Origin of the sequence: uncultured Sphaerochaeta sp. (assembly GCF_963676625.2) — a bacterium.
Classification (GTDB): Bacteria; Spirochaetota; Spirochaetia; order Sphaerochaetales; family Sphaerochaetaceae; genus Sphaerochaeta.
In genome coordinates this window covers 137,496-151,919 of sequence record NZ_CAXXYB010000001.1, presented here as the reverse complement: position 1 = coordinate 151,919, position 14,424 = coordinate 137,496, and the positions used below count along the sequence as shown (strand labels likewise).

At 44.1% G+C, this 14,424-nt stretch carries 10 protein-coding genes; 9 read left to right on the top strand and 1 reads right to left on the bottom strand.

Features of this window, described 5'->3' with window-relative positions:
* The first annotated feature begins 528 nt into the window (after window positions 1-528).
* The 7 genes from ACHZBG_RS00725 to ACHZBG_RS00695 all read left to right on the top strand — a co-directional run bounded on the left by ACHZBG_RS00725 (window position 529) and on the right by ACHZBG_RS00695 (window position 8,868).
* Entirely contained in the window at window positions 529-1,650 is a 1,122-nt protein-coding gene (locus tag ACHZBG_RS00725) for a hypothetical protein (protein ID WP_320127516.1), read from the top strand.
* A gap of 401 nt (window positions 1,651-2,051) precedes the next feature.
* Window positions 2,052-2,885 carry an ABC transporter permease gene (locus tag ACHZBG_RS00720; protein ID WP_320127515.1) on the top strand — a complete coding sequence of 278 codons (834 nt, stop codon included), beginning with the start codon at window positions 2,052-2,054 and terminating at the stop codon, window positions 2,883-2,885.
* A complete protein-coding gene (locus tag ACHZBG_RS00715) occupies window positions 2,878-3,678 on the top strand; it encodes an ABC transporter permease (RefSeq protein WP_320127514.1) in 801 nt (266 codons plus the stop codon). The genes ACHZBG_RS00720 and ACHZBG_RS00715 overlap by 8 nt, the downstream gene beginning before the upstream one ends.
* 30 nt (window positions 3,679-3,708) lie before the next feature.
* Window positions 3,709-4,719, top strand: coding sequence for an ABC transporter ATP-binding protein (locus tag ACHZBG_RS00710; protein WP_320127513.1), 1,011 nt, complete (start codon window positions 3,709-3,711; stop codon window positions 4,717-4,719).
* Window positions 4,720-4,790: 71 nt separating this feature from the next.
* A complete protein-coding gene (locus ACHZBG_RS00705; protein ID WP_320127512.1) occupies window positions 4,791-5,855 on the top strand; it encodes an ABC transporter substrate-binding protein in 1,065 nt (354 codons plus the stop codon).
* 2 nt (window positions 5,856-5,857) lie between these two features.
* Window positions 5,858-7,549 carry an adenine deaminase C-terminal domain-containing protein gene (locus ACHZBG_RS00700; RefSeq protein WP_320127511.1) on the top strand — a complete coding sequence of 564 codons (1,692 nt, stop codon included), beginning with the start codon at window positions 5,858-5,860 and terminating at the stop codon, window positions 7,547-7,549.
* A complete protein-coding gene (locus tag ACHZBG_RS00695; RefSeq protein WP_320127510.1) occupies window positions 7,546-8,868 on the top strand; it encodes an amidohydrolase in 1,323 nt (440 codons plus the stop codon). The genes ACHZBG_RS00700 and ACHZBG_RS00695 overlap by 4 nt, the downstream gene beginning before the upstream one ends.
* An 81-nt stretch (window positions 8,869-8,949) precedes the next feature.
* Here the strand turns inward: ACHZBG_RS00695 and ACHZBG_RS00690 are convergent, their stop codons facing one another.
* Window positions 8,950-9,228, bottom strand: coding sequence for an RNA-binding protein (locus ACHZBG_RS00690; RefSeq protein ID WP_320127509.1), 279 nt, complete (start codon window positions 9,226-9,228; stop codon window positions 8,950-8,952).
* Between the two features lie 491 nt (window positions 9,229-9,719).
* Between ACHZBG_RS00690 and ACHZBG_RS00685 the strand changes: the two genes are divergently transcribed.
* Both ACHZBG_RS00685 and ACHZBG_RS00680 read left to right on the top strand, forming a co-directional pair.
* A complete protein-coding gene (locus tag ACHZBG_RS00685; RefSeq protein WP_320127508.1) occupies window positions 9,720-10,967 on the top strand; it encodes a DNA repair exonuclease in 1,248 nt (415 codons plus the stop codon).
* Entirely contained in the window at window positions 10,964-14,419 is a 3,456-nt protein-coding gene (locus tag ACHZBG_RS00680; protein ID WP_320127507.1) for a hypothetical protein, read from the top strand. The genes ACHZBG_RS00685 and ACHZBG_RS00680 overlap by 4 nt, the downstream gene beginning before the upstream one ends.
* Window positions 14,420-14,424 lie beyond the last annotated feature (5 nt).

Sequence of the window (14,424 nt, the reverse complement as noted above, 5' to 3'; positions counted from 1 at the left end):
TATTCAAGGACAACTTACCTCAAATATGCAGGTTCAGTATCGATAATGCATAGCTGGAATAATGTCTTTTGGTATCCTATCAAAGATAATTGCAAAAGAAGATTTGAGGACAAATAAGGAAGTCCCTGCTTAAAAAGACTATAAGGATATCCTGATAAATTAAACATTTTAATGAATGCAGTTCTGTGTGAAATTTTGTAAGATTATATGAAAGAAAGAATAATTTGTTTTTATCAAGAAATTGAGTGGAAACCCACAAAACAAGAAAGTATGATTTGTATTTATAAAAAAAGCTTTATCGAGTAGTTCAAATTAAAAAAATGATTTAAGCTAAATAAAGAAAGGGTTATTCTGCTTGTCTTAAGCTTGGAAGAATTTCATTGTTGATAAACGAAGATAATTCTTGAAGGTAGGACTTCCTTTTGAAATTTAAGGGTTTATTTCACCTATGGTTGCTTTCTCCTGATGGAAATTGTGAGGGGTAACCAGATACCAACAGGTATCGGTGAATTACGATAGGAGAGTCAGATGAGACTGTGGGCAAAATTCTGCTTGGGTATTTTAATTTTTTCTTGCTTTTCTGTAAGTTTTGCCTCAGAAGTTTTTACTGCTTCGTATACTGAGGACTTTGATACCACAATCTATAATATAGCTGATTTTGGTATATCTTCATGGGAATACTCTATTGCTTGCCATGTCGGTACTCTTGTGGTTTCAAGGGTAGCTGGGTATAGTGATTCCCTCAATGGATTACGATTGGAGCGCTCCGGGAATTTTGGTAATGGAAATGAGTTTTTTTTGAAATCAACGAAAAAACTTAATGGATCCAGGCAGTTCGGTTCCCAATTGTTGGCAAAAGTGACCTCAGGGTCAAGTACGACTGTCCAGAAAATGAACCAGGGAACAAATGATCCTTTCCGCCCACAAGTATACAAATTTACCCAGTTTCCCATAACAATTGAATTCTATCTGGGAATACGTAATATACAAGATATGTACAGTGTACAAGGTGTGGGATTTCAATTCAAGAATGGTTACAATCTTGGTTCCTTTTGTCTATATACCAATAATTTACCGACTTATTGGCAATGGTGGTGGGATCAGGATGGAAGCAATCAAACCCAGATAGCTGTCAATGGTGCAACAAATCCCCTTCCGTTTTTCTCTGTCGACTATAATGTAGGTTCCAATTATTATATTAACCGTGAGAGACCCGATGTACGTATCAATGCACTTTTTTCCATCATTCAAGGGGATACGGAAAAAAATCTGGATATTGAAGATATTACCACTCCCTGGCCACGAAAAGTCGGAACTGCCAGTCTTGAGCTGGAAGGGACTCCCAGCTCAAGGACCTATGGAGTGACCCTCACATTTCAAGATGGAAATGGAGGAACAGGGAACAATTTCCTTCTAAAGGATGAAACTGAGGCTTATTCCATCCCTTTTTCCTTGTATCTTGATGGTGGGGAAGTCACGAATTCAATACCTATACTCTGGGATGGCCTATCTGCAGATTCTACCGTAACCAAGGCAATTACTGCTGCTCCTGTTAATTTGTCAGAGTCCCAGAAACTCCCCGCTGGGACCTATTCCGATACGGTCATCGTTTCCATTACACCTCAAGACTCTAATTTGGCTGTGCAGTGAAACAGGAAGGAATGAGTGATGCGCAGGCGAAACCTTCTCTTGATCGGGAAGGTTTTTTCAGATGTTCAACAAAATTTTCCTTGTTTTTATTTGAAGATTGGTTTATTAAGTTTTCAAATTTAAAAGAGAAAGAATGTCAGTGAGAGCAAAATTAGAAAAGATCATGCACTTAGTTTTTAATTCTTTGATACTATTCGAGAACTGCTGTACTTATAGCCACACTTTTTCTGTTTTTGTCAGGAACAGTTGACACTCATTGAATTTTTTGGATATACCTTTCTAACCAAGAGTAAGCTTTTATACAAATTTTATTTTTTTTGCTAACATTATAGTGCGTGGTTTCTTGTTTTCCGTTGTAAACATGATGAAAAGTATGGATGGATCATTCGGAGATTAACTTGATGAAGAAAAGCAGTTTTCTTATTTCCGTTGCACCCTTTGTTTTGCTTGCAGTCGTATGCCTGCTTGTTCCTCTTCTCTTTACCATTGTTCCCAGTTTTTTTATTCCTGGTTTCAGTGTTTCCTATTATACGAAATTTTTTACAGATTCTTTTTCCAGGGGCATTTTCTTTCGCTCGCTGCGTCTTTCCCTTATAACTACTATCATTTGTATAGGAGTGGGATTACCTACTTCCTATTACATCAGTCTTATGAAAGAAAATAAGCGTAGAGTTTTGCTATCCTTGGTTTTGTTTCCCCTATTGACCAACGCCGTGGTAAGAGGTTTTGCCTGGATTAGCATCCTAGGAAAAAATGGAATGATAAACAAATTTCTGCTTGCCCTGGGACTCATCGATTCCCCATTGAAATTGCTGTATACCGATTTTGCCATTGTGATTGGTTCTGTATATCTGTTTTTACCTGTCATGATCTCGACACTGGCTTCGGTGATGGAGAATATCGGGGATGATGTCGTTGAGGCTTCCTATAGCCTTGGGGCACCTCCTATCGCAACCTTTTTCAAGGTAATCATCCCTCTTTCTTTTTCAGGGGTATTGGTTGCCGGAGTCATGGTATTCGCCGGTACGATAAGTGCCTATACCACACCGACCTTATTGGGTGGTAATCAGAATATGATGTTGGCTACCTTGTTGTTCCAACAATCCAATACTTTGTCCAATTGGACCAATTCGGCAGTCATTGCCTTTATTATGATCTTGGTAAGTCTGGGAGTGATGAAATTGTTCAATATCGTTGCTTCCAAGCTTGATAAACGAGGAGAAAACAATGTATAAGCACCGTTTTCTTACCGTGATAGCTTATCTGGTCTTTGCTTTCATTTTTCTTCCTCTCCTTTTGATTGTGATTACCTCCTTCAATAGTGCCGATTCAATTACGATTCCCTTGCAAGGGTTTAGCTTGCAATGGTTTGTCAAAGTGTTTCATTCAAGATCCTTGGTAGGTAGTTTCAAGAATAGTTTGATTCTGGCCATATTGGCCTCGGTTATCGGCATTATCTTTGGCTTGATAAGTTCCGTGGCTTTGATCAAGCGACCTGGAAAGGTGAGCAATTTCTTGCTTACTATATTTCTTTCTCCTTCCTTGATCCCCGGTATTGTCATTGGGTATGTATTGTTCCGTTTCTTGGTAGTAATCCTTGCGATCCCCTTGAATATTGCCTTGATTCTCGGGCATTTGCTGGTAGTCATGCCTTATTGTGTAAGAATAATCAGTGCAAGTCTCAAGGATGTGGATGAAAGCATGGAAGAGGCTGCAAGGTCGTTGGGATGCACTCCTATAAAAGCTTTTCTGAAAGTAGTTCTTCCCAATCTGAAACCGGCAATTCTTTCTGCTTTTATGCTTTCATTCATCAATTCATTCAATAATATCCCGGTCTCCATGTATCTGAAGGGACCCGGAATGGATACCTTGCCTTACTCGATGATGAACTATATCGAATATAATTATGATCCTACGGTAAGTGCCCTGTCCGTAATGCTTATGATGATGACTTTGCTTTTCATGATTATCATGGATAGGTCAATGAGTGGACAACGAACGAAGAGTAAACTTGCCCAGGGTGAATAGGTAGGTTGCCTGAATATCAGGGAGGATAGTATGGGGTTTGGTGAGTTGAGGCATATTGATGTCTCCTATGACAAAAAGAACTTGATTCTGGAAGATTTGAACCTCGATATCCATGAAGGGGAGTTACTATCCTTGCTTGGGCCTTCTGGGTGCGGCAAGACAACCACTCTGCGGGTGATTGCAGGGCTTATAGAGGCAACTGGTGGTACCTTCGTTCTTGATGGCAAGGAGATGACCCATGTTCCCGTACATAAGCGGGATTTCGGGATTGTCTTCCAAAGTTATGCTCTTTTCCCCCATCTGACTGTATTTGACAACATTGCCTTCGGGTTGAAACTACGGAAGCTTTCTTCTGAGTTGATTGATTTACAGGTTTCCAAGATGGTGGATATCTGTGGAATTACTGGCCTTGAAGGTAGGTTCCCCAAGCAACTTTCAGGGGGACAAAGACAGAGAGTTGCCTTGGCCCGGGCCTTGGTCATTGAGCCGAAATTGTTGTTGCTTGATGAACCCCTTTCCAATCTGGATGCACAGCTTAGGCTTCAGATGCGTTCCTCCATCAAGCGAATCCAACAAGAGTTGGGAATTACTACCATATTCGTCACGCATGATCAGGAAGAGTGTTTCTCGATCTCGGATCGAGTTGCCATCATGCAAAAAGGAAAGATCGAGCAGTGCGATAGCCCTGAGAACATCTATACCAACCCCGCCACCGAGATGATAGCCCGGTTTGTAGGATTCAAGAACTTATTTTCCCTTGAGAATGCGAAGGAAGCGGTAATCCAGATTCCAAAAGAACATAATGATGCCAAACTTTTTTGCATCAGACCAGAGGACATCTTGATGGAGGCTCCTGACCTTCCAGATTCCTTGGAGGGAACAATCGAGGTTCGTACCTATCTGGGAAAGGGCTACCAATATGAGGTAAAGACTTCAATTGGCATGGTCGTCGTGTCCAGTAGCATTGAACCTGCTTATACCGTAGGGACTTCGGTATCCGTTAGGTTCCCCAAGGGTAAGCTGGTATTTCTGAAGCGCTGAGTCCTGGAGCCTTCTTGATACTTCCAGGTACGTGATATTCCTGCCTAAGGGCAGAGAAAATGGAGAGGACTATGAGAAAACTACATGCTGCAACTTTGGTAACAGCCCTTTTGGTTCTGTTGTTCCCCGTGGCTCAAATTAGTGCCCAGGGTGCAAAGGAAGCCACGAGCGCACCTCGTGAACTGATCATTTCTACCTGGGGGCTCTCGGAAGATTCCCTATGGGCCGAGGTCTATGAACCGTTTGAAAAACAGTATAACGCCAAGGTTGTCCTTGATACCGGCAATGCCCAGGAACGTTATACCAAGCTTTTGAGTGACCCGAATTCAAAGGTAGATGTAATCGAATTGGCACAGAAGAATACTGCTGACGGTGTAACTGCCGGTCTGTTTGCACCGATTGCCACGAGCGACATCACTTCCTACAATGATTTGATCTCTGGGGCTCAGGCAATGATCAAATCAGGCAGTGGAGCTCCCTATACCCTTAACAGCATCGGTATTATTTACAATCCCAAGGCTGCTGGTATGGAGATTAAGTCCTGGGAAGATCTCTGGAATCCAGCCTTGAAGGGAAAGATTTCCATTCCTGCTGTCACTACGACTTTCGGACCAGCTCTGCTTGCCATGGCCAGTGACGTAAAGGGTGTCGATTTTTCCACGGATAACGGAAAAACTGCTTTCAAGGCCCTTGCGGAACTCAAACCCAATGTACTGCGCACCTATGCCAAGACCAGCGATGTTGCAAGTCTTTTCAAGAATGGGGAGATTGCCGTTGCAGTTGTAGGGGATTACGGTGTTCCTGTAATTGCAAAAGCCGACCCTGAAGCTGTGTACATGGTTCCTTCTTCCGGTACCTATGCAAACTTCAATGTTATCAACATCAGCAAGAATTCCAAGAACAAGGACCTTGCCCTTGCCTATATCAATTACAGGCTCAATGCTGAAACTGAACTGCGCACAGCAAAGGCACTCAATGAGGCACCGGTCAACAGCAAGGTTGTCCTTACCCCTGAACTTGCCGCAAACAAGACTGTCGGTGAAGTGGCTGCCAAGGCCAAGATGGTTGATTTCTCGTTCGTGAATCCTTTGATGGCTGACTGGGTGGATCAGTTCAACCGGTTGATGAACAACTAGGGATGACAACGCTCAAGAATGTCTGGATTTACAATACGGCCTACCGAGCCTTCGATTTCGGTTCCCTTGAGTTCGACAAGACCATCACTCATGTCGAACGACAATTTGAAGAAGAGGGCACGGGTGCCTATGCAATAATTCCGGGGTTCATTGATATTCACATGCATATCGAGTCTTCCATGACAACTGTATCGGAATTCTCGAATGCGGCATTGCCCCATGGCACGACAACCATCGTTGCCGATTGCCATGAGGTTGCCAATGTCTTCGGAGTGGAAGGTCTCCAGGCTTTTATGGACCTTCCATCCGTTCTGGATGTATTCTATGCAATTCCTAGCAGTGTTCCTGCAACCTCTGCTGAGCTTGAAACCAGCGGAGGATTCATTGACTCTGAACAAGTCATTCAACTATGCAAACGAGACGATGTGATTGCCCTTGGGGAAATCATGAACGCGAATGACTTGTTTTCCGAGTCGCCCAACAGAACCAAACGTATCATTGAGACTTTTAAAGCTTGCAAACCAGGTTTTCCCATTGAGGGTCATTGCCCGAAAATAAGTGGAGAACAGCTGAGCAGATTCATTGCAGGTGGGGTCGATTCCGACCATACCGAACAAACTCCTGAATCGATCAGGGAAAAAATCTCGGCGGGAATGTTTCTGGAAATCCAGCAAAAGAGTGTCAAGAAAGAGACGGTCGAAGCTCTCTGCGATGAGTATCTTGCAGGCAAGTTTTGTTTTTGTACCGATGATGTAATGCCAGATGTGTTGCAAGCAAAGGGACATCTGGATGCGGTGGTTAAACAAGCCATTTCATACGGAATGTCCATAACAGAGGCCATCTATGCATCAACCTATTCTCCTGCAATGCGAATGCGTCTGTTCGATCGTGGGCAGATAGCCCCAGGCAAGATTGCCGATTTATTGGTGATTGACGACTTGGAAACCCTTCATATCAAGGCAATTTTCAAGAATGGGGTCATGATCTATGATTCGTCCAATGGTCTGGTGACACCTATGAAGCTTCCTCTCTTGCCGGAAAAATACCTTCATTCCATAAAAAGACAAAAGATAGGGACAAAAGATTTTGATTTGTCCTGTCCTGATGGAAAACATGATATTCTCATCATAGAGAAGGACAGTGCTACGACCTTCACCAGAAAAGGAAGGCAGTCTGTCATGGTACAAGACAATGCCTTCGATTTTTTCGCCTCAGGCTTGAATGTCATTGCCTGCGTGGAACGTTATGGAAAGGAATCCCCGATAAAACCGGCATTCCTGAAGAATGGATTGAAAAAGAGTGGAGCCATCTGCAGTTCCTGGGCACATGACAGTCACAATCTCCTGGTCCTTGCTACGAGCGTCGAACTGGCTGTCAGGGCCGTGAACCTGGTCATCGAGAATCAGGGAGGGATTGCCTTGGTCGATGAGAAGAAAGAATCATTTGTTCCCCTTGCCTATGGGGGAATTGTCTCGCTTGAACCTATGCCCAAGTTGGCGAAACGTATCGAGGGAGTAAGAAAATGGCTTCAACTTCATGGCTATGAAGCCAAGGAAGAGGTCATGAATTTTGCGGTCTTGGCTCTGCCGGTATCCCCTGAGTTGAAAATCAGTGACAAGGGTTTGGTCGATGTGCTGCAAAAACGTATTCTCGACTGGCGAACCTACTGGAATGAAGAAGGAAAAATCTCATGAAATATGTATTGCGTCATGCCACAATCCTTACGATGGACGAGTCGATGACAGTCATTGAGAATGGAGCCTTGGCCTTTGATGGCGATACACTTGTCTATGTGGGTAAGGATGCAGAACTACCTTCTTCGTTGCTTGCCACCTGTGATGAGGTGGTGGACCTTGCCGATGCGTTAATCCTGCCTACCTTCATCAATGCCCATACTCATATGGGAATGATAGCTTTTCGTTCCTTGGGAGATGACAGCCCCGATCGATTGAGGCGTTTTTTGCTACCTTTGGAAAATGCTTGCATGAATGAGGAACTGGCCGTTGCCTCCTCTCGGTTGGCCATTGCTGAAATGCTCCTTGCCGGTATCGGAAGTGCAGTTGATATGTACTATTTCGAAGATGCTGTTGCCAAAGTTGCCAAGGAGATGGGGTTTCGACTCTGGGCAGGTGAGACCTTGATGGAAGATCCTCACTGTGACGCCCGAAACGGTAGGGAAGGGTTAAAGAAGGCTGTTCGCTTGATTGAACAGTATTGTGACGATCCTCTTATTACTCCGATTATTGCTCCGCATGCTCCCTATAGCAATTCCCTTTCGGTCCTGAAGGAAGCTCAAGCGCTTGCCCATGAGTATGGGCTCCTATGGACAATGCATCTCTCCGAAATGGATTTTGAAATGGAAAAATATGCAAAGGAATACGGACTTTCTCCAATTGGTTTTCTGGAAAAAGAACATTTGCTGGACAGTTCCTTACTTGCTGCCCATTGCATTCATACAAGTGATGAGGATATTGCTCTTTTGGCAAAGAATGGAACCAAAGTAATTCACTGTCCTGGTGCAAATCTCAAGAGTGCAAAAGGAATCGCCAGGTGTCCTCGAATGCGACAAGAAGGAGTTCTTGTAGGGTTGGGGACTGATGGACCTGCTAGTGGCAATACCCTTGAGGTTTTTACCCAGATGAAATTGTATGCTATTTTGCATAAGAATGTCTTGAAGGACAGAACTGCAATTCCTGCAAGTTCAGTGGTGCCACTCTGTACGAGTGAAGCAGCCAAAGTTCTGCATGCCGAGAAGAACATAGGGAGTCTCGTTGTCGGAAAAAAGGCCGATATTTTGGTCTTGGAGTTGGAAAGTCCCAACATGATTCCTTGTTTCGATCCGTATTCGGTAATCGTCTATAGCAGTGGGGTGCAGAACGTACAACATGTATTTGTGAATGGAAGGTGGTTGGTTCGTGATCATGAACTGAGAGATGTTTCTCTTACTTGGCTTCGAGAAGAGTTTTTCCGTGTTGCACAACCTTTCTTTGAGGAAGCAAAAAAGCGTTCTTGACTGAAAAAAACATAAACGGAGCCATTGCTGGCTCCGCTACGTTACTGAATCATGGATTTCCGATCGTACTCCAACCGAGAACTAGTAACGGTTGTTGTTGTATGAAGGACGGGGCTTTGCAATTGCTTCGTTGACACGAAGGTTACGGCCATCCAGATCCTTGCCATCAAGCTGGGAAATAGCAGCTTCAGCTGCGGAATCCTCTTCCATTTCTACGAAACCGAACCCCTTGGGGCGACGGGTCTCGCGGTCAATGATGATATTTGCACTAAGTACGGTACCGTACTGTGCGAACAGGTCCCGAAGTTCTTCTTCGGAGGTGTTGTAACTCATGTTACCAACATAGATTTTCTTTGCCATTAAAAGCATCCTTCACAGGCTATTTTGCCTGTACAAAAAATTATTGCCTTATTTGGCGCAGTCTTGAACATTTTAACCTGTCTGCGAAAGGGATTCAGTAACGAATACGTACATTCATGAGATAGGGTAACGGACTAGCTGCAACTCAAAAAATTAAAGCAATTTGACGGTAGCATACGTATAAGCAATTGTCAATTGATTGATATGAAGGAAAATTTGAGGCAAACAACTCCATAATAAGTGAAGAATCTGGTCTTAAAGTTAACTTACCGTAAAAAAAATATATTTATTGAGTTTTTCCCTAATTGATTTCTTTTAAATTATGTATATCCGAAATCATTTGGCTTTATAATTTATAATCGAGAGTAATTATTTTTCCTTGATTTTCGTTTGAAATCACAAAAATGACAGATTTGTGGTATGGTAGAACCATTACAGGCTGTCGTTTTGCGAACTGACGAACACCTATTGGTTTCAAAAAGGAAGGTCTCATGAGAATTATCGCATGCTCAGATATACATATTGGTAGGATTCCTGCCGTTCAAGGACGTCAGAATCTGAATGGTCATGTCGGTTGGGACGCAATCGTGGAGAAAGCCATTGCCTTGGAAGTCGATGCCTTGGTGTTATCAGGTGATATCGTTGAGAAGGACAATGCCTGGTTTGAGGCATATGGCCCTCTGGTAAAGGGTTTGGAAAATCTCAAGAAAGCAGGTATCGAGGTCTTTGCCGTAGCAGGGAACCATGATGCAAATATTTTTCCCAGGCTTGCCAAGGAAGAGAAACAGGTCCATCTGCTCGGACTCAAGGGAACTTGGGACCATATCGATTACAACGGAGTTCGTTTTATTGGATGGTCCTTCCCCCAAAGCGTCTATGCTGCAAATCCCCTTGATTCATTTGACCCAAGTCTGTCTGCTTTTGCAGGACCCTGTCTTGGGTTGCTCCACTGTGATGTCGATGGCCCACTTGCCGGAAAATATGCCTCGGTACCCTCAAATCAATTTGAAGGCACCAATCTTCCCCTATGGGTGCTTGGGCATATTCACGCAAAGAAGCTAATCAATAACAAAGCAGCTTTCTATTGTGGTTCTCCCTTTGCTCTGGATTCATCTGAAACAGAGGAACATGGAATCTGGTTGTTGGAAACAGTGGGAGAGAAATCCTGGAAAGATCCACAGTTTATCCAGCTGTCTCCCTGGCTATTTTGCAACTGTGAAGTTTCCTTGGAGGGAATAACCTCTTTGGAAGAATTGCCGGAATATATTACAAAAGCCATGCGGGAGAAAGCATCTTCAAAACTAGCTTCACTGTTCAATGGAGACCTTTATTGCAAACTTGCATTCACAGGAACTGTTCCCCTTGGTTTTGAACTCCAAAACTCCCTGACTCCCGAGAACTTGCAAGAACTTGTAATTCCTCTTGAGGAAGGTTGCTCTGCCTATGCACTGGATTCCTTTGATGATGCTACGACCTTTCAGGTAGACCTGAAAAGTCTGGCCCAGGGAGTGGGCCCCATTGCCTTGTTGGCGAAACAACTTCTTGCTATGGATACTCTTCCAGGGTTGTTGGATGAAGTGAGGGACATCGAAGAAAAAAGTCATAATTTACCAGCATTTCAGCAATTGAGGAATGTTGCAGGACCGGATATGACAGACACTCCTGAAAAGCTGGTACAAAAAGCAGGGATGATCCTATTGCGTTCCATGCTGAAGAATATAGAAGGCGAAACTGTATGAGCAAAAAAATTTGGATCAAGAAGGTTGTCTTGCAGCGAACCCCTGGTTTTGGAGTGGGAGAATTTCCTCCTATTGAGGATTTGACTGATGGGTTGAATGTAATATGGGGCCCGAATGGTGTCGGGAAATCCAGTCTTTCCAAGTCCTTGTGTGCCCTTCTTTGGGAGCGAAAAGGGTCTGCTAATATAGAAGCGGAAGGAACCTTGGAATCCCCGGAAGGTCCTTGGATGGCAAAACTTGATCAAGGCGTACTGAAACAGACTCGTCTTCTTGATAACCAAACCACGCCCTTGCCTGGTCGGTCCAATGATCTTAGTGATAGTTATTGGTTTCCTCTTCATGTCTTGTTGCAAACCAAGGAGACAGGGGAAACCTTTCTTGCCCAGGTAAAGAAAGACATGCAGGGCGGTGTTGACCTTCAACTTGCTTGTAACCAGGTCAGAGGAAAACGTACGTGGACAAACGCTTCCAACAAAGCCTCCAAGAATCTGCGAGAATCCCTTGAGGCCTTGAAAATTGTTACTATCCAGCAGGAAAGTCAGAAGGATATTACCCTGGATATTGCCAAACTGGAAGAATCGGTCAATTCAGGTGCAACGCTTCGCAAGAAGAAAACCGAACTGGAACAGGCCAAGCAAATTCTGGAAACCAGGAGGGAAATCCAGAATTTGGAAGACCTGATGGCTTCTTTTCCCAGTCAGGTCTCTTTGGTAGATGAAAAATCGCCTGCCAGATTGCAGGAATTGAGAGAACTGGTCGAAGGGAAAGCATCAGATCTGGAAAAAGAACTGAATGAACAAGAAAGGGTGAAAAAGCTCTATGAAGCCTGTGCAATCAGCAAAACCCAATATGATGATGTTTCGTTACCTGAAAAACTTCAATCCTCGTTGACGAACTGGGAAAATGCAAAAAACCAAGTTGAAACCAGCCAAAGGTCCTGGGAACAAGAAACTGTAGCCTTGCAGGAGTGGGAAGTACAACATTCCTGGATCGTGGAAAAGGTTCCGCAGCCACAAAAGCTCAAGGATATGGTTGTAGTGTTGAAGAATCTTGCCAATACCTGCGAGCCACTTCGTATTGCAGTTGTTTCCGGGCAAGACTATGAAGCTTCCTTGGGAAAACCCGAACAAGAAACTGCAAATGATGCAAGCCTTTCTTCTTTGTCCGTCCGGCTCGGAGATTGGATGAAATCTTATAATGAACTGGAAGCTACTCCTATGGGATCTGTGGTTCCGAAGAACCTCAAAAAACGAGTTATTTTGACAGGATTGCTGGGAGCTTTGGTGATTCTGTTGCTTTCGTTCTTGCATCCTCTTGCTTCAATTCCCGGTTTTCTTGTTTTGGCAGGTATCCTATGGAAGCTGATACCCAATACCAAAAAAAACAACGATATGGTTCAGAAGTCTGAAGCTCTCAAAGCTCTCCAGATCCAGATTGAACAGGAATTGGCCACGCTTCAGGATTTTTCCCTAGACACTTGGTCGAGTGACGCCTGTCTTGCCCTTCAAACAGCCTTGGGCAGGCAATTGGTCGAGAACCAAGCAGTGAGGGCAAGAAACCAGGCAAGAAAAATTGCCAGGGGAAATCTGGAGAAATCACAAGAAAAATTACGCCGATGGCAAGAAGCTTGGCAAGAGGCCTGCAATGATCTGGGCATTTCAGTAGAGAATCCAACGCTTTTTGGGGCTGAATTTTTCCATTTTTCCGAGCATTTGAAGAAGTGGGCTGATTTAAAGGAACGAGTTGCAGTAGCCCAGTCCGATTTAAATCTGTCCAAGGTTGCCTATGAAAAGGCCCGTGCTCAATTGCAAGTTATTTTGGATATCCAAGAGTGTGATATCCCAACGCTCCAGGGAAATGCCGAGAGTTTGAAAAAGCGGATACAGAAGGCTCATGAGTTGCAAGAAACTCTTGACAGTAGGGAATTGCGTATTGCTGATTTGCAAGTTTCCCTGAAAAAACAACGTTCAGCCTATGAAGAATTCTGGAAGAAACTGGAGATTCCCTTCGATGATGAGAAAACCTTGCAAGAGGTTGCAGCAGTAGTTCCCCGATGGCGAGACACGCGACAGGATTTGCAAATTCGCAAAAGACAGGAAGCTGATTTGGTGAAAACCTCTTCCAAGGCCGAATCTCTTGCTGCTGAAATGGTTTTTGAGGATGTTGTTGACCAGATAGAAACGCTTTCCACTCAGTTGGGAGAGTTGGAAAATGCAAGGCAGAAACTGGGTGCTTTGCAAAACCAATATGCTCATTTACTGGATGGCTCGGAGATGGCCACTGCCATGCTTTCAAAGAAAGAGGCCGAGCAGGCCTTGGAAGTCTTGAGGCAGCAAGAGACTCTTGCCAATGTAATCGGCTTGTTGACCGAAAGGTTATCCGAACAGGCCCAGAAGGTTTATCAACCACAAGTATTGGTAACAGCCAGCGAGTGGATGAAGCGAATTACCCAAGGAAGATATACGCTTTCGGTAAACGACGAGGGGTTCTTTGCCCTTGATACGGTTCAGACCAAAGCCTTCAAGCTTGACGAACTTTCCAGCGGTACGAGGGTTCAGTTATTGTTTGCCGTTCGTATGGCATTCATTGAGTCCCTGGAACTATCGAGTGGGTTGCATTTTCCTATTTTTCTGGATGAACTCTTGGCAAACAGTGATGAAAAGAGGGCTATGGCCATCGCCCAGGCCATCAAGGAAATTGCCACTGATCGCCAGGTTTTCTACTTCACGGCACAACGTGATGAAGTAGAGAAGCTACGATCGTTGGAAGTGGAGTCTTTCCATGAAATTGCCTTGTATGACTTGAAAAGAAAATATGCCTTGGATAAAAGTCCCCGACCTATCTTCACTTATACGAAACCTGAGGTTCCTAGCTTTGACGCAGACTATGAGCGGTATGGCCAAGTATGTGAGGTTCCGGGCCCAAGTCTTTGGGAGCCGATAGAAAAACTGCATAGCTGGTATCTGGAGACTGACAGCGAGAGGCTGAAGAACCTTCTTCTTGGTGGTTTGACCCAGATAGGCCAAGTAATAACAACGTTGGGAGCCAAGGATTCCGTGCTCAAGCATCGGTATGACTTATTAGAAAAGGGACAGAAATTGGCTAGGGAAGGTCGTTGCAAAACCCTCAGGGCAAGTGATCTTGAAGATGAGGATCTGAAGCTTAGCAGGAAGCCCCAATACTGGAAACAGATAGTGGACCTGGTCAGCGAAAATAACTTGGACGGAAACGCCCTGTTGGAAGCAACAGATACCAAGGCAGTGACGCGATTCAATGCAGAGAACAGGCAAATACTCTCTGACTGGCTTTATGAGCATCAATTTGCCACCAGCGAGACGCCATACTCCAAGGAAGCTATTCTTGACAAGCTCTATGCCGCTGACCCCACCTTTACTATAGATAGTGAAGACAGGCTGGTAGTGCAGAGGTGGTTGGATGGAATTAGGATATGAAAATT

Coding starts and splice junctions, on each gene's coding strand:
- ACHZBG_RS00700 (WP_320127511.1), top strand. CDS start 5,858: ATGACAACGCTCAAGAATGTCTGGATTTACAATACGGCCTACCGAGCC.
- ACHZBG_RS00720 (WP_320127515.1), top strand. CDS start 2,052: ATGAAGAAAAGCAGTTTTCTTATTTCCGTTGCACCCTTTGTTTTGCTT.
- ACHZBG_RS00715 (WP_320127514.1), top strand. CDS start 2,878: ATGTATAAGCACCGTTTTCTTACCGTGATAGCTTATCTGGTCTTTGCT.
- ACHZBG_RS00685 (WP_320127508.1), top strand. CDS start 9,720: ATGAGAATTATCGCATGCTCAGATATACATATTGGTAGGATTCCTGCC.
- ACHZBG_RS00680 (WP_320127507.1), top strand. CDS start 10,964: ATGAGCAAAAAAATTTGGATCAAGAAGGTTGTCTTGCAGCGAACCCCT.
- ACHZBG_RS00695 (WP_320127510.1), top strand. CDS start 7,546: ATGAAATATGTATTGCGTCATGCCACAATCCTTACGATGGACGAGTCG.
- ACHZBG_RS00710 (WP_320127513.1), top strand. CDS start 3,709: ATGGGGTTTGGTGAGTTGAGGCATATTGATGTCTCCTATGACAAAAAG.
- ACHZBG_RS00690 (WP_320127509.1), bottom strand. CDS start 9,228: ATGGCAAAGAAAATCTATGTTGGTAACATGAGTTACAACACCTCCGAA.
- ACHZBG_RS00725 (WP_320127516.1), top strand. CDS start 529: ATGAGACTGTGGGCAAAATTCTGCTTGGGTATTTTAATTTTTTCTTGC.
- ACHZBG_RS00705 (WP_320127512.1), top strand. CDS start 4,791: ATGAGAAAACTACATGCTGCAACTTTGGTAACAGCCCTTTTGGTTCTG.